Origin of the sequence: Streptomyces sp. NPDC050759, from assembly GCF_044456945.1 — a bacterium.
Classification (GTDB): Bacteria; Actinomycetota; Actinomycetes; order Streptomycetales; family Streptomycetaceae; genus Streptomyces.
The window spans coordinates 180617-206353 of the sequence record NZ_JBITGI010000014.1 but is presented as its reverse complement, the minus strand read 5'-3'; the positions used below and the strand labels follow the sequence as shown (position 1 = coordinate 206353).

General features: G+C 68.2%; 24 protein-coding genes and 1 tRNA gene. 13 read left to right on the top strand and 12 right to left on the bottom strand.

The window, feature by feature from the left end:
- Positions 1-164: 164 nt before the first annotated feature.
- The 5 genes from ACIBJB_RS34505 to ACIBJB_RS34485 all read left to right on the top strand — a co-directional run bounded on the left by ACIBJB_RS34505 (position 165) and on the right by ACIBJB_RS34485 (position 2912).
- Positions 165-455 carry a hypothetical protein gene (locus ACIBJB_RS34505; RefSeq protein ID WP_398936553.1) on the top strand — a complete coding sequence of 97 codons (291 nt, stop codon included), beginning with the start codon at positions 165-167 and terminating at the stop codon, positions 453-455.
- A gap of 65 nt (positions 456-520) precedes the next feature.
- Positions 521-868 carry a hypothetical protein gene (locus ACIBJB_RS34500; RefSeq protein ID WP_398936745.1) on the top strand — a complete coding sequence of 116 codons (348 nt, stop codon included), beginning with the start codon at positions 521-523 and terminating at the stop codon, positions 866-868.
- Between the two features lie 24 nt (positions 869-892).
- Positions 893-1546 (top strand): hypothetical protein, encoded by a 654-nt coding sequence (locus tag ACIBJB_RS34495; RefSeq protein ID WP_398936551.1) that lies wholly within the window; start codon positions 893-895, stop codon positions 1544-1546.
- Between the two features lie 144 nt (positions 1547-1690).
- Positions 1691-1984, top strand: a complete 294-nt coding sequence (locus ACIBJB_RS34490) for a hypothetical protein (protein WP_398936549.1) — start codon at positions 1691-1693, stop codon at positions 1982-1984.
- Between the two features lie 94 nt (positions 1985-2078).
- Positions 2079-2912: a hypothetical protein gene (locus tag ACIBJB_RS34485; RefSeq protein WP_398936547.1), complete on the top strand. Its 834-nt coding sequence runs from the start codon at positions 2079-2081 to the stop codon at positions 2910-2912.
- A 42-nt stretch (positions 2913-2954) separates the two neighbouring features.
- Here the strand turns inward: ACIBJB_RS34485 and ACIBJB_RS34480 are convergent, their stop codons facing one another.
- On the bottom strand, positions 2955-3584 hold the full coding sequence (locus tag ACIBJB_RS34480; protein WP_398936743.1) for a VWA domain-containing protein: 630 nt from the start codon (positions 3582-3584) through the stop codon (positions 2955-2957).
- A 171-nt stretch (positions 3585-3755) separates the two neighbouring features.
- On the opposite strand from ACIBJB_RS34480, the gene ACIBJB_RS34475 reads away from it, so the two are divergent.
- The 7 genes from ACIBJB_RS34475 (at position 3756) to ACIBJB_RS34445 (ending at position 10105) form a co-directional block, all read left to right on the top strand.
- Positions 3756-4298 (top strand): hypothetical protein, encoded by a 543-nt coding sequence (locus tag ACIBJB_RS34475; protein WP_398936545.1) that lies wholly within the window; start codon positions 3756-3758, stop codon positions 4296-4298.
- A 29-nt stretch (positions 4299-4327) separates the two neighbouring features.
- Positions 4328-5344, top strand: coding sequence for a hypothetical protein (locus ACIBJB_RS34470; protein ID WP_398936543.1), 1017 nt, complete (start codon positions 4328-4330; stop codon positions 5342-5344).
- A gap of 74 nt (positions 5345-5418) precedes the next feature.
- Positions 5419-6240: a hypothetical protein gene (locus tag ACIBJB_RS34465; RefSeq protein ID WP_398936541.1), complete on the top strand. Its 822-nt coding sequence runs from the start codon at positions 5419-5421 to the stop codon at positions 6238-6240.
- Positions 6227-8584: a hypothetical protein gene (locus ACIBJB_RS34460; protein ID WP_398936539.1), complete on the top strand. Its 2358-nt coding sequence runs from the start codon at positions 6227-6229 to the stop codon at positions 8582-8584. The genes ACIBJB_RS34465 and ACIBJB_RS34460 overlap by 14 nt, the downstream gene beginning before the upstream one ends.
- The gene (locus ACIBJB_RS34455) at positions 8577-8828 is read left to right on the top strand and encodes a hypothetical protein (protein WP_398936537.1); all 252 of its coding nucleotides are present in this window, start codon (positions 8577-8579) and stop codon (positions 8826-8828) included. The genes ACIBJB_RS34460 and ACIBJB_RS34455 overlap by 8 nt, the downstream gene beginning before the upstream one ends.
- 142 nt (positions 8829-8970) lie before the next feature.
- Positions 8971-9849, top strand: a complete 879-nt coding sequence (locus ACIBJB_RS34450; protein WP_398936535.1) for a peptidoglycan-binding protein — start codon at positions 8971-8973, stop codon at positions 9847-9849.
- Positions 9842-10105, top strand: a complete 264-nt coding sequence (locus ACIBJB_RS34445) for a hypothetical protein (RefSeq protein WP_398936533.1) — start codon at positions 9842-9844, stop codon at positions 10103-10105. The genes ACIBJB_RS34450 and ACIBJB_RS34445 overlap by 8 nt, the downstream gene beginning before the upstream one ends.
- A gap of 64 nt (positions 10106-10169) precedes the next feature.
- Here the strand turns inward: ACIBJB_RS34445 and ACIBJB_RS34440 are convergent, their stop codons facing one another.
- From ACIBJB_RS34440 to ACIBJB_RS34390, 11 genes are all read right to left on the bottom strand, one after another.
- Positions 10170-14069, bottom strand: coding sequence for a DNA-directed RNA polymerase subunit beta' (locus tag ACIBJB_RS34440; RefSeq protein WP_057607920.1), 3900 nt, complete (start codon positions 14067-14069; stop codon positions 10170-10172).
- 100 nt (positions 14070-14169) lie between these two features.
- Positions 14170-17655 carry a DNA-directed RNA polymerase subunit beta gene (rpoB, locus tag ACIBJB_RS34435; protein WP_398936531.1) on the bottom strand — a complete coding sequence of 1162 codons (3486 nt, stop codon included), beginning with the start codon at positions 17653-17655 and terminating at the stop codon, positions 14170-14172.
- 561 nt (positions 17656-18216) lie between these two features.
- Positions 18217-18600: a 50S ribosomal protein L7/L12 gene (gene rplL / locus ACIBJB_RS34430; RefSeq protein WP_266521129.1), complete on the bottom strand. Its 384-nt coding sequence runs from the start codon at positions 18598-18600 to the stop codon at positions 18217-18219.
- A 126-nt stretch (positions 18601-18726) separates the two neighbouring features.
- Complete coding sequence (gene rplJ, locus ACIBJB_RS34425) at positions 18727-19257, bottom strand: 50S ribosomal protein L10 (RefSeq protein ID WP_266521127.1); 531 nt, start codon at positions 19255-19257, stop codon at positions 18727-18729.
- Between the two features lie 275 nt (positions 19258-19532).
- Complete coding sequence (locus ACIBJB_RS34420) at positions 19533-20384, bottom strand: DUF1396 domain-containing protein (RefSeq protein WP_398936527.1); 852 nt, start codon at positions 20382-20384, stop codon at positions 19533-19535.
- 90 nt (positions 20385-20474) lie between these two features.
- The gene (locus tag ACIBJB_RS34415) at positions 20475-21314 is read right to left on the bottom strand and encodes a hypothetical protein (RefSeq protein WP_398936525.1); all 840 of its coding nucleotides are present in this window, start codon (positions 21312-21314) and stop codon (positions 20475-20477) included.
- A 113-nt stretch (positions 21315-21427) separates the two neighbouring features.
- A complete protein-coding gene (gene rplA / locus ACIBJB_RS34410) occupies positions 21428-22153 on the bottom strand; it encodes a 50S ribosomal protein L1 (RefSeq protein ID WP_007384045.1) in 726 nt (241 codons plus the stop codon).
- Between the two features lie 82 nt (positions 22154-22235).
- Positions 22236-22670: a 50S ribosomal protein L11 gene (gene rplK, locus ACIBJB_RS34405; RefSeq protein ID WP_057607927.1), complete on the bottom strand. Its 435-nt coding sequence runs from the start codon at positions 22668-22670 to the stop codon at positions 22236-22238.
- Between the two features lie 149 nt (positions 22671-22819).
- On the bottom strand, positions 22820-23713 hold the full coding sequence (gene nusG / locus ACIBJB_RS34400) for a transcription termination/antitermination protein NusG (protein ID WP_398936522.1): 894 nt from the start codon (positions 23711-23713) through the stop codon (positions 22820-22822).
- A gap of 81 nt (positions 23714-23794) precedes the next feature.
- On the bottom strand, positions 23795-24079 hold the full coding sequence (secE, locus tag ACIBJB_RS34395; protein WP_266521117.1) for a preprotein translocase subunit SecE: 285 nt from the start codon (positions 24077-24079) through the stop codon (positions 23795-23797).
- A gap of 108 nt (positions 24080-24187) precedes the next feature.
- Positions 24188-24260, bottom strand: a tRNA-Trp gene (locus tag ACIBJB_RS34390).
- 247 nt (positions 24261-24507) lie between these two features.
- Here ACIBJB_RS34390 and ACIBJB_RS34385 point away from each other — a divergent pair.
- Positions 24508-25734 carry a pyridoxal phosphate-dependent aminotransferase gene (locus tag ACIBJB_RS34385; RefSeq protein ID WP_398936520.1) on the top strand — a complete coding sequence of 409 codons (1227 nt, stop codon included), beginning with the start codon at positions 24508-24510 and terminating at the stop codon, positions 25732-25734.
- The last annotated feature ends 3 nt before the right edge of the window (positions 25735-25737 follow it).

The window sequence follows — 25737 nt, the reverse complement described above, 5'->3', positions numbered from 1 at the left end:
GGGGGCGGTACCTTTATTTGTGGTGGTGTTGTCTTTGGCTCGGCGGCGCCGGGGCCCCCCCCCCCCCCCCCCCCCCCGCGGGGGGGGCGGCCGCCCCCCCCCCCCCCCCCCCCCCCCCTCCCATCCCCTTTCTCACCACGGTTTTCCCGACAAGGAGTTGCCCCATGGCGAGTTTCGACGTCTCCGCCGCCCGTGCCCAGCGTCAGGAGGCCCTCGGCCGTACCTGGTCCTTCACGGTCGACAGCGACACGTTCACGCTCCCGACGGAACTGACCCGCAAGACCGCCCGCGCACTGCGCGACCTCGACGACAACGACGTAGACGGCCTGCTGCGCACCCTCATGGGCGACGCCCAGTTCGACCGCTTCGACCGCCACGAGGTCACGATGCAGGACATCGCCGCGATCCTGGAGGCGTACGGCAAGGAGACGGGGCTGGGCCTGGGGGAAGGCTGAGCCTCGGCGAGTTCGTGGACGAACACGCCGAGGCCCTTGAGGCGGACCTGCTCCGCCACTACGGCGTGGATCTGCTCGACTGGCACCGCGGCCGGCTCTCCTCCCGCCGGCTCGCGGTGCTGGTCAGGCATCTGCCACGCGACAGCGCGACCCTGGACGGTCTGCACGGCGAGGCGGCGCGGTGGTCGGTCACCGACTACCTGCTGGCCTCGGTCGTCGACCAACTCGCCGAGGCGAACTGGATGTTCGCGACGGTCAACCGGGACGAGGACGCGGACCCGCTGGAGTACCCGAAGCCGGTGCCCAGGCCGGGCGTGCCGGAACCGGAATCCGTCGCCGCGCCCGCATCGACGCCCGCCGACATTCCGGCCCGCAACCCCACGCCGACCGAACTGGCCCAGTTCTTCACCTGATCTCTCGCCGAGGAGCGAAGCACCATGACCCTCTACACCCCGCTCAGCGGACTCCCCTACCCCGAGTCCACCGACACCGCGAACCTCCCGCTCCACCTCCAGTCCCTCGCCGAGGGCATCGACGGCCGTTCGATCCTGCGGTACGCGACGGCGGCCGAGCGGGACACGAAGATCACGACGCCGGTGAGCGGCATGGTGGCCTGGCTGACGACACCCGGCACGCTCAGCTACTACACGGGCTCCGCGTGGATCGCGATGGGCGCGTGGAACACGTACACCCCAACCTGGACCGCCGCTACGACGGCACCCGCGATCGGCAACGGCACGCTGACCGGCAAGTACGCGGTGGTGGGCAAGGTGTGCCACTTCACGGCGCTGGTGGCGTTCGGTTCCACGACGACGTTCGGCAGCGGGGCCTACAGCTTCGGCCTGCCGGTGACGGCCGGTGCGCTGGGCGGGCTGCCGCAGTTCGCGGGCGTGGCGTCGTCCAGTGCGGGCGGCCGCGCGCTGATCAGCTGCCAGCCGTCGGGCCCCACCTCGTCGACGTCGTACACGCTGTGGGGGCCACAGACGGCGACCTCCCCGAAGGCCGAGCAGATCGGCTCGGACGGGGTGCTGGGTGGTGCTTTCGTGAGCGGCAGCATGATCCGGATATCCGGGACGTATGAGGTGGCCTGACCGGCCCGTTTCCCCGCCGCGCTCACCAGCAGCTCATGTATCCTCTCGAAGCGTTATCGCTCAAATATTCGATTCAGGGGTGGCGGAGAGCCAACGGCACAGTCGCCGGCCGGCGGTTCGGCCGGCGTGGAGGGGTGGGGTTGCGTGACGAAGGACGATGACGGAAACGCGCGGGGCAACGGCGAACATCTCGACACCGCCGAGTTACGGCGCGCGCTGACCGGACAACTGGGGTACGACCTTCCCGCGGACCTGGTGGTCACGACGCGGGCGGAGATCGAGATCCGGGAGTTCACGGCGTACGGGCATGGGTGGCGCGACTGCGTGGAGCATGGGGAGCGCCACGGCAAGGAAGCCCTCGCCGCCCGGGACCGCCGGGCGAAGGCCCTGCCCTCCCCTCACCGGAAGCAGTCCCCGCCACCCGACAGTCCTTCGTAGCGACATGCGAAGCCGACGGCCCGTGCCGTCGGCTTTTTTCATGCCGGAAGAGCCTGAAACGAATAGACCGAAGTCCCTCAACACAGGGAAGAACATGGGAAACCTATGGATCGGCCCACCCGGCGCCATGGTCGAGATCGACCAGGCCGCCAAGTCCTTCGACCGCACCGCCGACCTCGGTGTCAGTGAGTACAAGTCCATCGGCGGCCGTGTCACCCTCGCCCGGACCCTCAGTCCCGTACGCCGTCTGAAGCTGGCCTGGGACCTGCTCGCCCCCGCACCCGCCCGCGCCCTGGACCGCATCGCCCGGCGGGTGGACCGACCGGGCCCGGTGTTCGTCGTGGACCCGGCCGCCGGCAACGTCCTGACCCCCGCCCAGGCCGCCGGGTACGGGGTCGCCGGGGCCACCGGGATCACCGGCCTCACCCAGTGGTTCAAGGTCACGACCGGGACCGTCACCGAGAACACGGGGACGCCGGGCACCTTCCTGTTCACCGCCACCGACGCCGGCAGCACGGTGGCCTGGCGCTGCACCGGAACGGTCGGCGGCTTCCCGGCCTCCCCGGGCCTGCAGGTGTCCTTCCGCGCACCGACCGCGATCGCGGCCATCGGCACCGCCAGTGTGGGCATCGACTTCAAGAAGGCCGACGGCACCTATCTGAGCTCGGTGACGGCCACCGGCGCCCTCGTCTCCGGCACCGTCCCGGCCAACGCCACCTACCTCACCCCGACCGCCAAGCCGGGCACCGCCGGCAGCCACTCCCTCGCCGGCGCCTGCCTCACCTACGGCGGCACGGCCGAGAGCGGCGTCCCGGGCGACGGCCTGCCCCCCATGTCCGTCACCACCTACTCCGACACCCCCGGCCGCCCACTGCCCTACCGCAACATCAGCCTCGACCTCGTCGAGGTATCCAGTCCGACCGGCTGACAACATCGCCCCGACACTCACCCTGACCCCGGCCGGGTTCGGTCAGGACCGCAGCCTCCGCCAGCGCATGAAAGGTTTGAGTACACCCCGGCAGAAGAAATAGTGGGGCGTGTCGTCGAGTTGTTCCCACCCGGTGTAGAGATGGACGTTTCTGATGTCCGGCGCCTCACCGGGCAGCCGCTTCAGGAGGGTCTGCACGTCGTCGCCGGGGCTGTTCTCGGAGAGGAACTGCCAGAACACGTTGTCGTCCGCCGTCTCGCGCAGACGGTCGCCCAGGGTGGGTCCCTTGTCGTGCGTGGCCCACAGATAGAAGAGCACCAGGGTGGGGACACCCTCCCCGCTGACACTCTGCGCGATGTCGCGGACCGCCGCGGCCACGTCCTCTTCTCCGTCGCCGAGGCCGAACTGCCGCTCATGCCGGGCGAGCGAGTTCCCCGGGGCCGCGTCCTGGGTGAAAAGGGGCTTTTTCGGCAGCACCGCCCACTCCCCGACCCATTCGGACGCCTCAGCCGGCGTGAAGGACGGTAGTCGGTGCGCCCGTGAGGTATAGACCCAGGCCTCCACTTCCGAGGTCTCGGACAGGAAAGCCGCCATGGAGGCGGCCCGGTGGGCCACGTCAGCCACCATTCCGCTCTCAAGGGGATATCGGGAGACCCCGGGAAAAGCGAGCACCACCCTGGCGGATTTCCGACGCACACCTCCGCGCCAAGCCGCCAAAACCGTAGCAATTCGCCCTTTACCGGCACGCGGTGCCGGGTCCGCAGAATCAACTCTGTCAACGGTCACGGTTGAACAGTAGCCCGGCCGCGGCTGCCGTCACAATAACTCCGCTGGAGGTCATGGATGGGAATCGACGTCAAGGGAATAGGGAGCGATATCGCGGGAATGGCAGGTCACATCCCTTCCCTCCTGAACGACATCGGCGTCGTGAAGAAGGAGGTAAAACGCTTCAGTGACGCCGTACCGGGCCTCAAGGCCGACATCGACGGCCTCAAGGTGGCCCTTTCCGCGGTCACCGTGTCCGCCCAGATCCTCAAGGTCGACATGAGCCTGTGGAAGATCGACGAGAAGGGCATAACATTCCGCGGAAACCAGAAGATGACCTGGAGCTGGGTCAAGAGCGTCGAGGACGAGAAGAAGGCGAAGAGCGAGGAAAAGCTGTGGAAAAAACTCCGCGAGACGTTCCTCGAGAAGGTGAAGATCAAGGAGATCGACACCGCCAGGCGAACCGCCGATCATGCCGCCCGCGAGGTTCGTGAGCTCAAAGACACGCTCCGGGCCACCGGCAAGGACGCACGTTTCGAGTCCACCAAGAACAAGCGCGAAGAATACAACAGGCTCAGAAATTCCGTGAAAGGACTGAGTGACGCTCTCGCGGGAATCTGATATCCGGTGTCGAGTGAATCGAGGAATGCATGAATCTCAAACAGGCCGTCGCGGGAGTGGAAGCCAGGCTGAACACCCTGCGCGGCTCGCTCACCAGCGCCGGCACGGCTATGAGCAGGACCAGGAACAACGCCGACGCGATGTCCCGCTCGGTGGGAGGCATCCGCACCGCGGCCTCCCAGAGCGACAGTGCCCTGCGCACGATGCGCAGCGGCCTGACGAGCACCGAGTCGACACTCGGCAAGGCCCGCACCGGCACCGACAAGCTGAAGTCGTCCTTCGACAAGCTGAGGTCCGCCGCCAAGGGCGCCCACGGTGAGCTGAAGAACGTCAAGAAGCAGGCCGACGCCGTGGAGACCTCCGTGGGCAAGGCCGCGAAGAACGCCGACAAGGGCGGCAAGTCCATGGGCGGCCTCGGCAAGGGCCTCAAGGGCGCCTCCCTCGCGCAGAAGGGGCTGAACCTCGCCATGGCGGCGAGCCCCTTCGGCCTGGTGATGACCCTGCTGACGCCGCTGATCGCGCAGTTCGTCAACATGGACAAGGTCACCGCGCTGCTGCGCAAGGGCGTCACCATCGCGATGAAGTACATCGGCACGTCGGTCGGCTCGCTGGTGAAGAGCGCCGGCCCGATGCTGAAGGGCCTCGGCAACGCCATGCTGGCCCCGTGGACCGGCCTCGCCACCGCGCTGAACTCCCTGTTCGGCATCCTCGCCGGCATCCACATCAGCATCCCCGACTGGGTCCCCAAGTACGGCGGCCGCGGCTTCTCCTTCCCCCGCCTGCACGTCCCCGTGCCCCACCTCGCCACCGGCGGCGTCGTCCAGGCCCGCAACGGCGGAACGCTCGCCCTCCTCGGCGAAGCCGGCGAACACGAAGCCGTCATCCCCCTCAGCAAGCTGGAACGGATGATCGGACACGGCGGCGGCCTGCGCACTCTCGCCGCCGCCGTGGAGAAGCTCACCGACCGCCCCGTCGTCGTACAGGTCGGCTCTCAGGAGATCGCCCGCGCCGTGTTCCTGGGGCAACGGCAGCTTGCCCGCCGGTAACACAGCTCCGCACCCCTCGCAGTCGACGGCCCACCCCCGTCGGCTTTTTTCGTGCCCGCACTCCAGGAGAGTCCATGGGAAGCCTGTGGATAGGCCCACCCGGCGCCATGGTCGAGATCGACCAGGCCGCCAAGTCCTTCGACCGCACCGCCGACCTCGGCACCAGTGAGTTCACGTCTCTCGGCGGCCGTGTCACCCTCACCCGCAACCCCAGCCCCGTACGCCGGCTCAAGCTGGCCTGGGACCTGCTCGCCCCCACGCACGCCCGGGCCCTGGACCGCATCGCCCGCCGCATCGACGGCGCCAGGCCCGTCGCGGTCGTCGACCCCGCCGCGGGCAATCTGCTCGATCCCCAGCAGGCACTGGGCCGCAGCGACCCCGGAATGCCGCTCTTCCAGTGGTATCTCGGCAACGGCGCCGGGGGCATCACCGCGACGGCCGCCGGCGACTACATGCTGAACTCCACCGACGCGGCGGGCAAGGCTGCCTGGCGCAGTGCGCGCTGGACCAACGGGCACTTCCCCGTCAGCCCCGGCATCGTGGTCTCCTTCAGGCCGCCGCTCTCCTTCACCGGGGCCGGCGCCCAGACCGTGCAGATCACCTGGCGGGACGGCACCGGCGCGGCCCTGTCGACGTCCGGGGTGACCGGCGGCGTCCTCACCGCCACCGCACCCGCCGGGGCCTGCTACCTGACGCCGTACTCCATGCCGGGCGCGATCGGCACGTACTCCCTCGCGGGTGCCTGCCTCACCTACGGCGGCACCGCCGAGAGCGGCGTCCCCGGCGACGGCCTGCCCCCGATGTCCGTCACCCACTACACCGACACCCCGGGCCGGCCCCTCCCGTTCCGCACCATCGGCCTCGACCTCGTGGAGGTATCCAGTGCAGCAGGCTGACGACAGCACGGAGGCCGCGCTCGCCGCCGGCGAACGCACCACCGCGCACACCACCCGGCTCGGCGGCAGGGACGTCTCCGCGCAGGTGCAGTCCTGGCAGGTGGAGCGGTCGTACTCGACCGACCTGCCCGCCGCGATGCGGGCGTTCTCCGGTTCGTCCGCGGCCCAGCTCCAGGTCCAGCTGTCGGGTACGGGAGGGGCGCCGGCGCCCGAGCTGTACGCCCCCTGGGCGCCCCGCGGCACCGGCGACATCGCCCGCCCCGGGCAGTCCGTGGTGCACCGGGGCGGGGTCGGTACGACGACCCTGCCCGCTTTCCGGGGCACCGTCAGATCCCGTTCCGCGCAGGCCGGTACGGACACCGTGCAGCTCACCGCCCTGGACGGCGCCGAACGGCTGCGCGGACCGGCCCTGCTGCCGAAGCCGTACGCCGGTTTCCGCCTCGGCCGTCCGGTCGCCTCCGCCACCTGGTGCGTGGACGAGCTGCTGCGGCAGGCCGGCATCCACTCCGCGCCGCCGCCCCGCTACCCGGAGTTCGTCGCGGGGCAGCCGCTCAGCCTCGTCCACGCCTCCCTGCACGGCGGTTTCGCGACACCGTACGGCCAGCCCGAAGCCCTGCCGGCCCCGGCCGAGTACACCTGGACCCGGGACGGTGCCCCGCACGAGATGGCCCTGCTGCCGCTGGCCACCGGCGTCACGGCGAGCTGGTTCCCGCGCTCCCGGGTGACCGTGCCGGGCAGCCGGCTGCTCGCCGAGGCGTGGGTGAACTGCGCCGTCGGCTCGGACGACACCTTCCGTATGGAACTGGTCCTGGACCGCACCGGCGGCACCACCGGCACCCTCACGCTGAACGTCGACTTCGCCACCGGCCGGGTCCAGATGGGCTCGGGCACGACCGGCGGCGAGTTCCTGAACGTCTTCATGGACTGGCCCGCCCTCCAGGCGCTCAAGGGCGTCTGGCACGTCGGCGCCTACTTCGACTGCGTGAGCACCGGCAACACCGTCTACCCCACCGTGCAGCCCCGGCTGACCGGCCCCGACGGCACGGTCCTGGAGTGGGCGCCGTACCTGATCACCCACGCGTACGGCGTCCAGCCCGTCGCCGAACTGCGCGAACTGAAGCTCATCACCGGCGTGGCCGTGGAGGGCGTACAGCTCACCAGCGGGCTGAGCGCCTTCCCGTCGGCGTCGGTGTTCGCGCAGACCGGGACCTGGACCAAGGGCGCCGAGCTCGACGACGCGATCCTGCCCCTGCACGCGGTGCCCCGGGTGTCCGGATCGCAGTGGGAGGTCATCGGGCAGATCGCCAAGGCGGCCATGTCCACCGCCGAGTTCGACGAACGCGGTGTCTTCCGCTGGCGCAACTACACCCGCTTCCGCCGTACGCCCACGGAAGCGGACCTCTCCCTCACCTCGGTGCGGGAGATCGCCTCGCTCACCCTCACCGAGGAGATCGACGCCTGCCGCAACTACGTCGTCCAGCCCGCGAAGGTCTTCGAGAACTTCGGAGTCGACCCGGGCACGACCTACACCGACACGGCGGTGCGGTCCGTCCCCGCGAACGGCACGCTGACCGTGTCGTACGTCATGGCCGAGGAGGAGTTCGACGTCGGGCCGCCGGCCACCGACGACGACTCGGTCACCACCGAGGGCTCACAGGTCCGCTTCGCCACCACCGCGGCCGGCACCACGGCGGTCAAGGGGGCGGTCGACGTGCTGACCCGCCGTGAGGACGGCTATCTCGTGGTGCGGTTCACCAACCGCACCGCGCAGACCCTCTACACGGCGAAGAAGGACGGCACTCCGTCCGTCTACCTGATGACGCTGAAGCCGAAGGCGGATCCCGTGGAGCGGTCGGCGACCGCGTACACGGCGGGAACCGCGAGCGAGAAGTACTACGGGCGCCAGGAGCACACCGGCGAGACCACCGACTGGATCCAGGACCTGGCCTCCGCCAAGGCCATCGCGGACGCGCTGTACAACGCCGGGCTGTACCCCGTGCCGGTCATCGGCGACGTGGAGGTGCTGTACGACCCGCGCATCCAGCTCGGGGACGTGGTGCAGCTGACCGACACCTCCGGCACGCTGCTGAACACCCTGGCCTGGGTGGTCGGCATCAGCACGTCGGAGTCCGCCGACGGCGGCGTGCGGCAGACCCTGACCCTGCGCGGCACGCGGACCAACGGCACACCGGCCGACTCCGGGCTGAGTCCCGATGCCGCCGCCGATCCGGCCGCCGTGACCCTGTCCCTCTACTCCGCGGTGGCGTCGGCCTTCCCGACCCTGTCCGCGCTCAGCGCCTCCGGGTTCACCTGGGGCGAGATCAAGGAGTCGGCGTATGTCTGAGACCACGACCGAGGTGGTGCCGGTCACCCTGGACGACGAGCAGCTGGCCCAGCTCGCCGCCGCCGTGACCAGCGGGCTCGCCGAGTACCTGGTCACCGAGCCGGTCACCGCCGCGCCCGTCGAGGTGTCGGTGGTGGTGACACAGCCTGCGCAGGAAACGCCGGAGGAGCCGGAAGCGCCGGAGGACGGCACGCAGGAGACCACCGTGCCCTCCGTCTCGATCAGCGCCGCCCCGGTGATGTAGTCCCTGCCCCGCCGAGCCCCGCGCCGCCACGTTTCCGCCGTGGCGGCGCGGGGCTTTCGCCGGTCCGAACCCGAGCCCGATCCCGAACCCGAACCCGAATCCGTCCGAAGCCGCACCCGTCCGAATCCGAAAGGGACACCGGATGTCCACACCCCTGTCCGCCGCCGCCTTCCGCGCCGCCCTGCGCGCCGAAGGCGTCACCGTCGCCGAGCACGGCACCTGGTCCACCCACAACCGCGACAGCGTCGGTTCCTGGGGCCCGGTCCAGGGCGTGATGCTGCACCACACCGCCGGCACCGACAGCGTCAATCTCTGCCGCACCGGCCGCCCGGGCCTGCCCGGCCCGCTGTGCGTCGCGGTCCTCGCCAAGGACGGCACGGTCCACCTCGTCGGCTACGGCCGCACGAACCACGCCGGCCTCGGCTCGCGGGCGGTCTACGACGCCGTACGCACCGGCGGCACTCCGCCCGCCCGGCCGGGCGCCGACGCCGTCGACGGCAACACCCACTTCTACGGCTTCGAGATCGAGAACCTCGGCAACGGCCGGGACCCTTATCCGGCCGCCCAGTTGGAGGCCGCGGAGAAGGTCGCCGCGGCACTCTGCCGGGCGCACGGCTGGGCCGCGGACCGCGTCATCGCTCACAAGGAGTGGACGACGCGCAAGATCGACCCGAGTTTCCCGATGGCGGTCATGCGCACCCGGATCGCCGCCCGGCTCGGCACGAGGCCCACGACCACGTACCAGCCCTTCCCGGGCGCCGCCTGGTTCAGGAGGAACCCGACGTCACCGATCGTCACCGCGATGGGAAAGCGCCTGGTGGCCGTCGGCTGCTCCGCGTACACCGACGGCCCGGGCCCCCGGTGGACCGAGTCCGACCGGAGGTCATACGCCAAGTGGCAGCACAAGCTCGGCTACACCGGCACCGCCGCCGACGGCTGGCCCGGCGCCACGTCCTGGGCCGCGCTCAAGGTGCCGTACACCAAAGAGGTCCGACGTACCCGAGGAGGCGCGGATGGGTGACCCGCAGGTGAACGATCCGATCGCCGTCGCCCTGGAGCTCGAGCGGCTGCGCGGCACCCTGGAGGCCGGCTTCGCCCGCGTCGACGGTTCGCTCGCCCTCCTGGTCCAGCGCAGCGACCAGAGCGACAAGCAACTCGCCGATCACGAACAGCGGTTGGACGCCCTGGAGCGCTCGCGCTGGCCGATCACCAGCATCGGCGCGCTGGCCGCCGTAGCCACCGGGGTCATCGCGGCGTGGGAACTGACCGCGCGCTGAACACGCCGAAGGGCGGCCACCCCGTACGAAACGGGGTGACCGCCCTTCGACTCAAGCGACTCGCTTACTGGTTGTACGGACCGTAGTCGTAGTCCTCCAGCGGAACGGCCTGGCCGGAGCCCGTGCCGAACGGCGAGTAGTCGATGTCGTCGTAGCCGACGGCCGAGTACATCGCGGCCTTGGCCTCCTCGGTCGGCTCGACCCGGATGTTGCGGTAGCGGGACAGACCCGTACCGGCCGGGATGAGCTTACCGATGATGACGTTCTCCTTGAGGCCGATGAGGCTGTCGGACTTGGCGTTGATCGCCGCGTCCGTCAGGACTCGGGTCGTCTCCTGGAAGGAGGCGGCCGACAGCCAGGATTCCGTCGCCAGCGAGGCCTTGGTGATACCCATCAGCTGCGGACGACCGGAGGCCGGGTGACCGCCCTCCTGGACCACACGACGGTTCTCGGTCTCGAACTTCGAGCGCTCGACCAGCTCGCCGGGCAGCAGCTCGGCGTCGCCGGACTCGATGATCGTCACGCGGCGCAGCATCTGCCGGATGATGATCTCGATGTGCTTGTCGTGGATCGACACACCCTGCGAGTTGTAGACCTTCTGGACCTCGCCGACCAGGTGGACCTGGACGGCACGCTGGCCCAGAATGCGCAGCACGTCGTGCGGGTTGGTGGCACCCACGGTGAGCTTCTGGCCCACCTCGACGTGCTCGCCCTCGCTGACCAGAAGACGCGCGCGCTTCGAGATCGGGAACGCCGTCTCGTCGCTGCCGTCGTCCGGCGTGATGACGATCTTCTTGGTCTTCTCGGTCTCCTCGATCCGCACGCGGCCCTGGGCCTCGGAGATCGGGGCGACACCCTTCGGGGTACGGGCCTCGAAGAGCTCGACGACACGCGGCAGACCCTGGGTGATGTCGTCACCGGCCACACCACCGGTGTGGAAGGTACGCATCGTCAGCTGGGTGCCGGGCTCACCGATGGACTGGGCGGCGATGATGCCGACCGCCTCACCGATGTCGACCAGCTTGCCGGTGGCCAGCGAGCGGCCGTAGCACATGGCACAGGTGCCGACGGCGGACTCACAGGTCAGGACCGAGCGGGTCTTGACCTCGGAGACACCGTGCTTGACGAGCTCGTCGATGAGGACGTCGCCGAGGTCGGTGTTGGCCGGGGCCAGCACCTTGCCGTCGACGGTGATGTCCTCGGCCAGCGCACGGGCGTACACGCTGGTCTCGACGTTGTCCGCCTTGCGCAGCACACCGTCCGCGCCGACCTCCGCGATCTGGAGCCGGAGGCCGCGCTCGGTGCCGCAGTCCTCCTCGCGGATGATGACGTCCTGCGAGACGTCCACCAGACGACGGGTCAGGTAACCCGAGTCGGCGGTACGCAGGGCGGTGTCGGCCAGACCCTTACGGGCACCGTGGGTGGAGATGAAGTACTCCAGCACGGACAGGCCCTCACGGAAGGACGCCTTGATCGGACGCGGGATCGTCTCGTTCTTGGCGTTCGACACCAGACCACGCATACCGGCGATCTGCCGCATCTGCATCATGTTTCCTCGGGCACCCGAGTCAACCATCATGAAGATGGGGTTCGTCTTGGGGAAGTTCGCGTTCATCGCCTCGGCGACCTCGTTGGTCGCCTTGGTCCAGATCGCGATGAGCTCCTGCGTGCGCTCTTCCTTGGTGATCAGACCGCGCTCGTACTGCTTCTGGACCTTCTCGTCCTGAGCCTCGTAGCCCTTGACGATCTCGACCTTCGCGTCGGGAACGACGATGTCGGAGATGGCCACGGTGACGCCGGAACGGGTCGCCCAGAAGAAGCCGGCCGCCTTCAGGTTGTCGAGCGTCGCCGCCACGATGACCTTGGGGTAGCGCTCGGCCAGGTCGTTGACGATCTCGGAGAGCTGCTTCTTGCCCACCGAGTAGTCGACGAACGGGTAGTCCTCGGGCAGCAGCTCGTTGAAGAGCGCGCGGCCCAGGGTGGTGCGCAGGCGGAACGTGTCCCCCTGCTGCCACTCGGGCTCGCCCTCCTCGCGCGCCGGCGGCGTCCAGCCACGCGGCGGGATGGTGCCCACCGGGAAGCGGATGTCGACCTGCGACTGGAGTGCCAGCTCACCGGCGTCGAACGCCATGATCGCCTCGGCCGTGGAGCCGAAGGACCGGCCCTCGCCCTTGGTGTCACGCAGTTCGCCGTCGGTGGTGAGGAAGAACAGACCGAGGACCATGTCCTGGGTCGGCATCGTCACCGGACGGCCGTCGGCGGGCTTGAGGATGTTGTTCGAGGACAGCATCAGGATGCGGGCCTCGGCCTGCGCCTCCGCGGACAGCGGAAGGTGTACGGCCATCTGGTCACCGTCGAAGTCCGCGTTGAACGCGGTGCAGACGAGCGGGTGGATCTGGATGGCCTTGCCCTCGACCAGCTGCGGCTCGAAGGCCTGGATGCCGAGGCGGTGCAGCGTGGGCGCACGGTTCAGCAGAACCGGGTGCTCGGCGATGACCTCTTCCAGCACGTCGTACACGACCGTGCGGCCGCGCTCGACCATCCGCTTGGCGCTCTTGATGTTCTGCGCGTGGTTCAGGTCGACCAGGCGCTTCATCACGAACGGCTTGAACAGCTCCAGCGCCATCGCCTTCGGCAGACCGCACTGGTGCAGCTTCAGCTGCGGACCGACGACGATCACGGAACGCGCCGAGTAGTCCACACGCTTGCCGAGCAGGTTCTGGCGGAAGCGGCCCTGCTTGCCCTTGAGCATGTCGGACAGCGACTTCAGCGGACGGTTGCCGGGGCCCGTGACCGGGCGACCACGACGGCCGTTGTCGAAGAGCGCGTCGACGGCCTCCTGGAGCATGCGCTTCTCGTTGTTCACGATGATCTCGGGCGCACCGAGGTCGAGAAGCCGCTTCAGGCGGTTGTTGCGGTTGATCACACGGCGGTACAGGTCGTTCAGGTCGGAGGTCGCGAAGCGGCCACCGTCCAGCTGCACCATCGGGCGAAGGTCCGGCGGGATGACCGGGACGCAGTCGAGGACCATGCCCTTGGGGCTGTTGGAGGTCTGCAGGAAGGCAGACACGACCTTCAGCCGCTTCAGCGCACGGGTCTTCTTCTGGCCCTTGCCGGTACGGATGATCTCGCGGAGGCGCTCGGCCTCCTCGTCGAGGTCGAAGGACTCCAGGCGCTTCTGCAGCGCCGCGGCACCCATCGAACCGTCGAAGTACGTGCCGAAACGGTCACGCAGCTCGCGGTAGAGGAGCTCGTCGCCCTCGAGGTCCTGGACCTTGAGGTTCTTGAACCTGGTCCACACCTCGTCGAGACGGTCGATCTCGCGCTGCGCACGGTCGCGCAGCTGCTTCATCTCACGCTCGGCACCCTCGCGCACCTTGCGGCGCACGTCGGCCTTGGCGCCCTCGGCCTCCAGCTCGGCCAGGTCGCTTTCCAGCTTCTTGGCGCGGGCCTCGAGGTCGGCGTCACGCCGGTTCTCGACCTGCTGACGCTCCACGGAGACGTGCGCCTCCAGGGAGGGCAGGTCGCGGGTGCGGCGCTCCTCGTCGACGTACGTGATCATGTACGCCGCGAAGTAGATGACCTTCTCCAGGTCCTTCGGGGCGAGGTCGAGCAGGTAGCCGAGGCGCGACGGAACGCCCTTGAAGTACCAGATGTGGGTGACGGGGGCGGCCAGTTCGATGTGGCCCATCCGCTCACGGCGCACCTTGGCGCGAGTGACCTCGACGCCGCAGCGCTCACAGATGATGCCCTTGAACCGGACACGCTTGTACTTGCCGCAGTAGCACTCCCAGTCCCGGGTCGGACCGAAGATCTTCTCGCAGAAGAGTCCGTCCTTTTCGGGCTTGAGCGTGCGGTAGTTGATCGTCTCGGGCTTCTTGACCTCGCCGTGGCTCCACTGACGGATGTCGTCGGCGGTGGCCAGGCCGATCCGGAGCTCATCGAAGAAGTTGACGTCGAGCACTATGCGTCAATCCCTCTCAGGGTTGTAAGTCTTGGGGTCTGAAACGGGGGTCCAGGGGCCGGCCGGAGGTTCCTCACCAGGTCCTCCGGCCGGACTCCCGTCAGACCTCTTCGACGCTGCTCGGCTCGCGCCGGGACAGGTCGATGCCGAGCTCTTCCGCAGCGCGGAAGACGTCCTCGTCGGTGTCGCGCATCTCGATGGACATGCCGTCCGAGGACAGCACCTCCACGTTGAGGCACAGGGACTGCATCTCCTTGATGAGCACCTTGAAGGACTCGGGGATGCCGGGCTCGGGGATGTTCTCGCCCTTGACGATGGCCTCGTAGACCTTCACGCGGCCGGTGACGTCGTCGGACTTGATGGTCAGCAGCTCCTGGAGGGCGTAGGCGGCGCCGTATGCCTCCAGCGCCCACACCTCCATCTCACCGAAGCGCTGGCCACCGAACTGGGCCTTACCACCCAGCGGCTGCTGGGTGATCATCGAGTACGGACCGGTCGACCGGGCGTGCAGCTTGTCGTCGACCAGGTGGTGGAGCTTGAGGATGTACATGTAGCCGACCGAGATCGGCTCCGGGAACGGCTCGCCGGAGCGGCCGTCGAACAGCCTCGCCTTACCGGTCGGCTGCACCATGCGCTCGCCGTCGCGGTTCGGGATGGTGTGGTTCAGCAGACCCGCGAGCTCGTCCTCACGCGCACCGTCGAACACCGGGGTGGCGACGTTGGTGCCCGGGTCGACCCGGTCGGCGCCGATCACCTGAAGCCGCTCCGCCCAGTCCTCGGCGAGCCCGGAGACGTCCCAGCCGCGGCTGGCGAGCCAGCCGAGGTGGATCTCCAGCACCTGTCCCGGGTTCATTCGGGACGGCACACCGAGCGGGTTGAGGATGATGTCGACCGGGGTCCCGTCCTCGAGGAACGGCATGTCCTCGATGGGCAGGATCTTGGAGATGACACCCTTGTTGCCGTGGCGGCCGGCGAGCTTGTCACCGTCCGTGATCTTGCGCTTCTGCGCCACGTAGACACGAACCAGCTGGTTCACGCCCGGCGGCAGCTCGTCGCCCTCTTCACGGTCGAAGACGCGGACGCCGATGACCTTGCCGATCTCGCCGTGCGGCACCTTCAGCGAGGTGTCACGGACCTCACGGGCCTTCTCACCGAAGATCGCGCGCAGCAGGCGCTCCTCGGGCGTCAGCTCGGTCTCACCCTTGGGCGTGACCTTGCCGACGAGGATGTCACCGGCGACGACCTCGGCACCGATGCGGATGATGCCGCGCTCGTCGAGGTCGGCGAGGACCTCCTCGGAGACGTTCGGGATGTCCCGGGTGATCTCCTCGGGGCCGAGCTTGGTGTCACGGGCGTCGACCTCGTGCTCCTCGATGTGGATCGAGGAGAGGACGTCGTCCTGCACGAGGCGCTGCGACAGGATGATCGCGTCCTCGTAGTTGTGACCCTCCCACGGCATGAACGCCACGAGCAGGTTCTTGCCGAGCGCCATCTCGCCGTTCTCGGTGGCCGCGCCGTCGGCGAGGACCTGGCCCTCGATGACGCGGTCGCCCTCGTCGATGATGACCTTCTGGTTGACCGAGGTGCCCTGGTTGGAGCGGGCGAACTTGGCCAGGCGGTACGTGATGTACGTGCCGTCGTCGTTGGCGGTGGTGATGTAGTCCGCGGAGACCTCCTGGACCACACCCGCCTTCTCGGCCTTGACCACGTCACCGGCGTCGACGGCGGAGCGGTACTCCATGCCGGTGCCGACGAGCGGGGCCTCGGACTTGATCAGCGGCACGGCCTGACGCATCATGTTCGCGCCCATCAGGGCACGGTTGGCGTCGTCGTGCTCGAGGAACGGGATCATGGCGGTCGCGACCGACACCATCTGGCGCGGCGAGACGTCCATGTAGTCCACGTCGTCACCGGGGACGTAGTCGACCTCGCCGCCACGACGGCGGACCAGGACGCGGTTCTCGGTGAAGCGCATGTCGTCGTCGAGCGTGGCGTTGGCCTGCGCGATGACGAAGCGGTCCTCCTCGTCGGCCGTGAGGTAGTCGACCTCGTCGGTGACGATGCCGTCGGTGACCCGGCGGTACGGCGTCTCCACGAAGCCGAACGCGTTGACGCGGCCGTAGGAGGCGAGCGAACCGATCAGACCGATGTTCGGGCCTTCGGGCGTCTCGATCGGGCACATGCGGCCGTAGTGGGACGGGTGCACGTCACGGACCTCGAAGCCGGCCCGCTCACGGGAGAGACCACCCGGGCCAAGAGCCGAGAGACGGCGCTTGTGGGTGAGACCCGACAGCGGGTTGTTCTGGTCCATGAACTGCGACAGCTGGCTGGTGCCGAAGAACTCCTTGATGGAGGCGACGACCGGCCGGATGTTGATCAGGGTCTGCGGCGTGATCGCCTCGACGTCCTGGGTCGTCATGCGCTCACGCACGACGCGCTCCATCCGCGCCAGACCCGTGCGGACCTGGTTCTGGATGAGCTCGCCGACGCTGCGCAGACGACGGTTGCCGAAGTGGTCGATGTCGTCGGTCTCGACGACGATGTTCGTGCCGCTGTCGCCGACCGTCTCGGTCTCGCCCGCGTGCAGCTTCACCAGGTACTTGATCGTCGAGATGATGTCCTCGACGGTCAGGATGCCCGCGTCGAGCGGAGCCTCCGCACCCAGCTTCTTGTTGACCTTGTAGCGGCCGACCTTGGCGAGGTCGTAGCGCTTCGGGTTGAAGTAGAGGTTCTCGAGCAGCGTCTGCGCGGCCTCGCGGGTCGGGGGCTCGCCCGGACGCAGCTTGCGGTAGATGTCGAGCAGCGCGTCGTCCTGGCCCTGGGTGTGGTCCTTCTCCAGGGTGGCGCGCATCGACTCGTACTCGCCGAACTCCTCGAGGATCTGCTCGGTGGTCCAGCCGAGAGCCTTCAGGAGCACGGTGACGGACTGCTTGCGCTTGCGGTCGATACGGACACCGACCATGTCGCGCTTGTCGATCTCCATCTCCAGCCAGGCACCCCGGGAGGGGATGATCTTGGCCGAGAAGATGTCCTTGTCGGACGTCTTGTCGATGGAGGAGTCGAAGTAGACGCCCGGCGAGCGGACCAGCTGCGACACCACGACACGCTCGGTGCCGTTGATGACGAAGGTGCCCTTGTGGGTCATGAGCGGGAAGTCGCCCATGAAGACCGTCTGGGACTTGATCTCGCCGGTCTCGTTGTTGGTGAACTCGGCCGTCACGAAGAGCGGGGCCGCGTACGTGAAGTCGCGGTCCTTGCACTCGTCGATGCTGTTCTTCGGCGGCTCGAAACGGTGGTCACGGAACGTCAGCGACATCGACCCGGAGAAGTCCTCGATCGGGGAGATCTCCTCGAAGATCTCCTCCAGACCGGACTTGGTGGGGACGTCCTGACCTGACTCCAGAGCCTCCTCGACCCGACTCTGCCAAGCGGTGTTCCCGAGCAGCCAGTCAAAGCTCTCGGTCTGCAGCGCGAGCAGGTTGGGAACCTCGAGAGGCTCCTTGATCTTTGCAAAAGAGATGCGCAGCGGGGCGGTGCTGGCACCGTTGTTCGTATTCGCGGTCGAGGCAGTGCGCGAGGCGGCCAAGAGGGGGTCCTTCCGAGGGCTCGGACTCACTACGCGCTCCCCGGACCCTCACCCACGGCACAGAGACAGGTATCTCCGGTTCGGCCGAAAGGCCGGCTCAGAAATGGTCCGATCATCGATGCTGAGGCGAGGGCAGACCCCTGGTGACGGGCAGGGGGCAGCTAACAGGCAGCGCAAAGGGTCAGTGTAGCCACATGGCGCACTGATGTCCAGCCCTGCTTTTCTGCCCAGTCTTCAAAAACTCTCGCTGCCCTCAACGTCCTCGGCATGCCTGCCCTCAACGCACGTTGATACTGCCCTCTTCGTCACCGATCCATGCCTCGGATGCGGACCGTTCTGGCGACGCGTCCTGAGAATTGCGCGCTGCGTGCGGTTCGTCAAGGCCCCCCAGCCCGAACCGGGGCGTTCGGGAGACACGACGAAGATCACCATACCCCCCGCCCCGGAGGCGGCAAGGTAACCGTGGCCGCGCCCCCAGGAACGCCGAAGAGCGACCACCCGGATGGATGATCGCTCTTCGGTGCTTGCGCGTTACAGGTCCAGCGGGACCTGTGAGAGGTGTTACTTGACCTCGACGGAGGCGCCGGCGCCCTTGAGGGACTCGGCAGCCTTCTCCGCGGCCTCCTTGGCGACCTTCTCGAGAACGGGCTTGGGGGCGCCGTCCACGAGGTCCTTGGCCTCCTTCAGGCCCAGGGAGGTCAGCTCACGCACGACCTTGATGACCTGGATCTTCTTCTCGCCGGCACCCGTGAGGATGACGTCGAACTCGTCCTGCTCCTCGGGGGCCTCGGCGGCGGCGGCCGGGCCGGCCGGGCCGGCGACGGCGACCGCGGCGGCGGCGGTGACGTCGAACTTCTCCTCGAAGGCCTTCACGAACTCGGAGAGCTCGATGAGGGTCATCTCCTCGAACTGCGCGAGCAGGTCTTCCTGGCTGAGCTTCGCCATGATGGGCGATCCTTCCACTAATTCGGCTGGTGCCGGTATGTACATGTCTGGCGGGCGTACGTTCGGCCCGCGACGACCGTCACCTCAGGCGGGACGCCTCAGGCAGCGATCATTTCGGGAGCCGAGTTACTCGGCACCGCCCTGCTCGTCCTGCTTGGCACGAAGCGCGTCCACGGTACGGACGAGCTTCGACGGGAGCGCCTGGAAGACCTGAGCAGCCTGAGTCTGCTTGCCCTTGAAGGCGCCCGCCAGCTTGGCGAGCAGAACCTCGCGGGACTCGAGGTCCGCAAGCTTCTTGATCTCGTCGGCGGACAGCGCCTTGCCGTCAAGGACACCGCCCTTGATGACGAGGTTCGGGTTGTCCTTGGCGAAGTCACGAAGACCCTTGGCCGACTCCACCGGGTCACCGGTGACGAAGGCGACCGCCGTCGGACCGTTGAACAGGTCGTCGAGCGTCGTGATCCCGGCCTCGTTGGCCGCAATCTTGGTCAGCGTGTTCTTCACCACGGCGTACTGGGCGTTCTCACCGAGCGAACGACGCAGCGTCTTGAGCTGCGCCACGGTGAGACCCCGGTACTCGGTCAGCACGGCGGCGTTCGAGCTGCGGAACTGCTCCGTCAGCTCGGCTACCGCGGCAGCCTTGTCGGGCCTTGCCATAGAGCGTCGGCCTCCTTCCGGGTGATGAGGACCGCTCAGAAGGGGCTGAACAAACGAAACGCCCCGGCGCAGGCGCACGGGGCGTAGCTCGACCGAATCACATACACGATCCTGGGAGCACTTCCACGGTCACCTGCGCGGGTCGTCCGCAGTTTTCAGCGGATCCTTCGGCCACCGCCCCCTCTTCCGAGGACACGGCAACGACCAGCGGTCTTTGGCTTCTGTAGGAGCGTACGTGACCGGATCCCTGTCAAGCAAATCCGGTCCTACGACGCTCAGCTGCTCTGGAGTTCCTTCATCATCTCGGCCAGGTCCGCGGTGTCCTTGGCGGGCGGCGCCGTGACAGTCACCGGCTTGTTGTAGTCCAGGAAGGTGAAGGTCATGTCGAACTTGCCCTTGTCCGCGTCACCCTGCATGCGGAACTGCTTGGCGTGGTCCTCACCGTCGACCCACATGTCCATCGTGAACTTGTCCAGGCCCAGCTTCTCCAGCTGCTCGGTGCTCTTCTCGCGCTGCTCGCGGACCGACTTGTCGGCGTCCTTGTAGGAGGCCTTGAGCTCGGCCAGCGTGACGTCGCCCGCGTAGTGGGTCGTCTTGACCCCGTCGACCGTCTCGGTGCCGACCTTCTTCACGTCCTTGGCCCCGTTGAGGAAGGAGGACATGGAGGCCGGGTTCTGGTCGGCCTGACCGGCGCCGGGCGCGGTGGCGCCGAGGCCGCCGTCCTTGTCGAGCCCGGACAGGTCGAACTTCATCCACTTCTTGCCGTCCATCTCCTTGGCCAGCTCGGCGTTGCCGCCGATGTACATGGCCTTGTCGACGAGCCGGATCTCGGCGGAGCCCTCCTTGGGCGAGGTCATCTTCATGCTCATCGCGAGGTCGGGCTTGGTCCGCATGGAGGCCTCGGCCACCACCTGCCCCTGCTCGGGCATCTCGCCCTTCATGCGGTAGCGGAAGGAGGTGATCTCCTCCGTGTTCTTCGCCGCCTTGGCGACCGCCGCCGCGGGCGTCATCTCGGGCGACTCCTCGCCCCCCTTGGAACAGCTCACCGCACCCGCGGCGAGAGCCACGGCGGCGAGCCCGGCGCCGATCGTCCGGCGGCGCGCGGAACGTCGTACAGAAATGCTCATTGATTCCCCCCAAGGAACACATGGCCGATTCACAGCAAGACCGCGAGCTTATCCGAGAGGGGCGCGAGGGGTCCGTGAATTCCCTGCGGCTCAGGTGGGGTTGGTGCTCGACTGTGACAGGAGGGTCTTGAAGTCCTCGGTGTCGGCGGCCGGCGGCTTCTGTACGGCGACCTTGACGCCGTAGTCGCTGTAGTGGGCGGTCTGGGTGACCCTGCCGTTCGTCGTGCTGGTCTTCTCGACCTTCTTGACCAGCAGGTTCTTCTCGTTGATCCAGATGTCGACGGTCTCGGCGGTGACGTCGGCGTCCTTGAGGCGCCGCCGGAGCTCGGTGTCGGTGACGTCCTCGACCCGCACGGTGCCGGCGTAGTGCGTGGCGGCCTGGCCGTCCACGGTCTCCCGGCCCAGCTCACGCACGTCCCCGGAGTCCAGCAGCAGCCGCACCGACTGGTGGGGAGTGGTGGAGCGCATCTGGTCGGCGAGGTCGGCGCCGCCGTCGAAGGTCTTCAGGTCGTCGTAGGCGTACCTGAGCCAGTGCTTGCCGCCCGTCTTCGCGGCGAAGGTGTCGCCCATGCGCGCGTAGTAGGCGTCGGAGAGGTAGCGGGCCTCCATGGAGGTGACGCCGAGGCCGCGCATCGTCTCGGCCGCGGTGCCGCCGGTGTAGTCGATGGTGAGGGAGCCGGAGAGGCCGTCGCGCCAGGCGAGGACGCCGTCGGCGCTGAGGGACAGCTGGGCGCCCATCACGGTGGTGGACCTCACCCGGGCCGTCTCGGCCCGCTCGGTGGAGCGCTCGGCGGTACGCAGGGCCGGGAGGGCGGCGGGGGCCGAGGCGCTGCGCCTGTCCTCCGGCGCGTCGGAGGAGCCCGAGGAGGTGCAGGCGGCCAGTCCCGTCAGCGCGGCGGCCGTCGTGACCCAGACCGTCGTCCTCTTCATGCGTCCCCCTGCTGCAAGTGCCCTGCTCGCACGCTAACCCAGAGCACAGCGCCCGCACACGGGAACGGGCCCCGCACCTGGAAAGGTGCGGGGCCCGGGAACCTGCCGGTGTCTCAGACCGCGGCCGGGTCCTCCTCGACGAGGAGGTTGCGGGTGCGGTTGGAGTCGAGCGGAATGCCGGGGCCCATCGTGGTGCTGATGGCGGCCTTCTTGATGTAGCGACCCTTGGCGGCGGACGGCTTCAGACGGAGGATCTCCTCCAGCGCCGCGCCGTAGTTCTCCACCAGCTTGGTGTCGTCGAACGACGTCTTGCCGATGATGAAGTGCAGGTTCGAGTGCTTGTCGACGCGGAACTCGATCTTGCCGCCCTTGATGTCGTTGACAGCCTTGGTGACATCGGGGGTGACGGTGCCGGTCTTGGGGTTCGGCATGAGGCCACGGGGACCGAGCACGCGGCCGAGGCGGCCGACCTTGCCCATGAGGTCCGGGGTGGCGACGACGGCGTCGAAGTCCAGACGGCCCTTCGACACCTCGTCGATGAGCTCGTCGGCGCCGACGATGTCGGCGCCCGCGGCACGAGCGGCCTCGGCACGGTCACCGGTCGCGAAGACCAGGACCCGGGCGGTCTTACCGGTGCCGTGCGGGAGGTTCACGGTGCCACGGACCATCTGGTCGGCCTTGCGCGGGTCGACACCCAGACGGAAGGCGACCTCGACGGTGCCGTCGAACTTGGACGTGGAGGTCTCCTTGGCGAGACGGACGGCCTCGAGCGGGGCGTACAGCTTCTCCCGGTCGATCTTCTCGTCCGCAGCGCGAAGGGCCTTGCTGCGCTTGCTCACAACTGCTCCTGTGTGTTCTGAAAGGAGTCGTGGTACGGGCCGAGCAGGCCCTGCCACTTCTGCTTTGTACGGGGGTTGGGGCTCAGCCCTCGACCGTGACGCCCATGGAACGCGCGGTACCGGCGATGATCTTCGCGGCGGCGTCCAGGTCGTTGGCGTTGAGGTCGGGCATCTTGGTGGTGGCGATCTCGCGGACCTGCGCCTGGGTGATCTTGGCGACCTTGGTCTTGTGCGGCTCGCCGGAGCCCTTGTCCACGCCCGCGGCCTTGAGGATCATCTTGGCGGCCGGCGGCGTCTTGGTGATGAAGGTGAAGGAGCGGTCCTCGTAGACCGTGATCTCCACCGGGATCACCCAGCCACGCTGCGACTCGGTCGCGGCGTTGTACGCCTTGCAGAACTCCATGATGTTGACGCCGTGCTGACCCAGCGCGGGGCCGACCGGCGGAGCCGGGTTGGCGGCACCGGCCTGGATCTGGAGCTTGATGAGCCCCGTGACCTTCTTCTTCTTGGGAGGCATTCCGGGTCCTCTGTCTTTTCTGTCAGTTTCCTGATGCCCGAAGGCAACCGCACAACCCTAACGGGTAGGTCCGCGCGGCTAAAAACCGAGCAGGTCAGACAGGCTACGGAAGCCGTCTGACCTGAACGGTGGCTCTGTCGCCGAAGGCGTTAGTTCTTCTGGATCTGGTCGAAGCTCAGCTCGACCGGGGTCTCGCGGCCGAAGATCTCGACGAGGCCCTTGACCTTCTTCGAGTCGGCGTTGATCTCGTTGATCGTGGCCTGGAGTGTGGCGAAGGGGCCGTCGGTGACGGTGACCGAGTCGCCGACCTCGAAGTCCAGCACCTGGACCTCGACCTTGCGCTGCGGAGCGGGCTTGCCCTCGGCCTCGGCGGCCTCGCGGGCGGCCTTCTCCTCGGCCTCCGGGGCGAGCATCTTGACGATCTCGTCCAGGGTCAGCGGGTACGGGTCGTAGGCGTTGCCCACGAAGCCGGTGACGCCGGGGGTGTTGCGGACGACGCCCCAGGACTCGTTCGTCAGGTCCATGCGCACCAGCACGTAGCCGGGGAGCTTGTTCTGGCGGATGGTCTTGCGCTCGCCGTTCTTGATCTGCGCGACCTCTTCCTGCGGCACCTCGGCCTGGAAGATGAAGTCCTCGACGTTCAGCGAGACGGCACGCTGCTCGAGGTTGGTTTTCACGCGGTTCTCGTACCCGGCGTAGGTGTGGATGACGTACCACTCGCCGGGAAGGGTCCGCAGTTCCTCGCGCAGGGCGGCGACGGGATCGACCGGCTCGGCCGGCTCTTCCTCGGCCTCTACTTCGCCCTCGTCCTCGACGGAATCGACGGCCTCGACGTCACCGCCGGACTCGATGTCACCGCCGGACTCGATGTCACCGCCGGACTCGTCCTCGACGTGGAGGGCGGATTCCTCGGCGGGCTCGCCCGCCTCGGCGTCGGCAGCCTCGACCTCGTCCAGGTCCTCGTCCGCGCCCTCGACGATGTCGAGCTCGTCGTCGACAGACTCGTCGGGCTCGATGGCGTCGTTCAGGTTCTGGTCAGACACGGTGGCTGCTTCTTCCTGGATACTTTGGGGTGGAACATGCGAAAAGGGGCGCCGGTAACCTCGGCGCCCTTCGCTCTGTGCTCAGCCGAATACGTACTTGGCGGCGTGGTTGAGTCCATAGTCAATCACGGTCACCAGGCCGATCATGACGAGGACGAAGACGATCACCACGGTCGTGTACGTCGTCAGCTGGTTCCGCGACGGCCAGACGACCTTGCGGAGCTCGGCGACGATCTGCCGGTAAAAGAGCGCGAGGCGCCTCAGCGGGCCCTTCTTGGCACGCTTGCCGCCCTTACGGGTCTTCTTGGACTCCGGCGCCTCATCCTGGGCATCAGGCGTATCAATGGAGCCCACGGCGTCCGCCATTCGTCCTCACCTGTTCCCGGGTCGTGGCCGTGCCGCGCCCGGTTGGAGCCGCACGGCGGTGCATTGCTGTACGTACATGCGCACACATCCTGGCGAAGGTGTGTGTAGCAGGGCCGGAGGGACTTGAACCCCCAACCGCCGGTTTTGGAGACCGGTGCTCTACCAATTGAGCTACGACCCTTTGTGCGTCCCCCAACGTACCGCATCCGACCGGGTGCTCGGTGTGCACCGGCTGGGTGGGCTGCTGAAGGCCAACGAGGTGAGAGTGTACGTGGTCCGCGGGCCCTCGTCGAACAGAAAGCGCCCGTAGGGGGCTTGGGGACGGAAGATCGCCCAGCGTGCGAGGCGAATCCGGACGGTTGTTCAGCAGTTGTTCAGTCTGTGAAACCCGCGTGCCGGGGGAGTTTCCGGTCTGAAACGATGGGCCCATGAGCCCTGCAACCCCTCCCACCGAGCGCCGGGTCTCCGCCCGAGTCGGCGCGATCTCCGAGTCCGCCACTCTCGCCGTGGACGCCAAGGCCAAGGCCCTGAAGGCCGCCGGGCGTCCGGTGATCGGCTTCGGCGCCGGTGAGCCGGACTTCCCGACCCCGGACTACATCGTCCGGGCCGCCGTCGAGGCCTGCTCGAATCCCAAGTACCACCGCTACACCCCGGCCGGCGGCCTCCCCGAGCTGAAGGCCGCGATCGCCGCGAAGACGCTGCGTGACTCCGGCTACGAGGTCGACGCGTCCCAGATCCTGGTGACCAACGGCGGCAAGCAGGCGATCTACGAGGCCTTCGCCGCGATCCTCGACCCGGGCGACGAGGTCATCGTCCCGGCGCCGTACTGGACGACGTACCCGGAGTCGATCCGGCTGGCCGGCGGGGTCCCGGTGGAGGTCGTCGCCGACGAGACGACCGGCTACCGGGTCTCCGTCGAGCAGCTGGAGGCGGCCCGCACCGACAGGACGAAGGTCGTCCTCTTCGTCTCCCCCTCCAACCCGACCGGCGCCGTCTACAGCGAGGCCGAGACCGAGGCGATCGGCCGCTGGGCCGTCGAGCACGGCCTGTGGGTGCTGACGGACGAGATCTACGAGCACCTCGTCTACGGCGACGCGGTGTCCGTGTCGCTGCCGGCGCTCCTGCCCGAGCTGCGCGACAAGTGCATCGTCGTCAACGGTGTCGCGAAGACGTACGCCATGACGGGCTGGCGCGTGGGCTGGATCATCGGCCCGAAGGACGTCGTCAAGGCCGCGACCAACCTCCAGTCGCACGCCACGTCCAACGTGTCGAACGTCGCCCAGGTCGCGGCCCTCGCCGCGGTCTCCGGCAACCTCGACGCGGTGGCGGAGATGCGCACGGCCTTCGACCGCCGCCGCAAGACCATCGTGCGGATGCTCAACGAGATCGACGGCGTGCTCTGCCCGGAGCCCGAGGGCGCCTTCTACGCCTATCCCTCGGTCAAGGCCCTGCTCGGCAAGGAGATCCGCGGCAAGCGCCCGCAGGACACCGTCGAGCTGGCCGCGCTGATCCTCGAGGAGTCCGAGGTCGCGGTCGTCCCGGGCGAGGCCTTCGGCACGCCGGGCTATCTGCGGCTGTCGTACGCCCTGGGTGACGAGGATCTCGTCGAGGGCGTCTCGCGGATCCAGAAGCTGCTGGCGGAGGCGCAGGACTGAGCC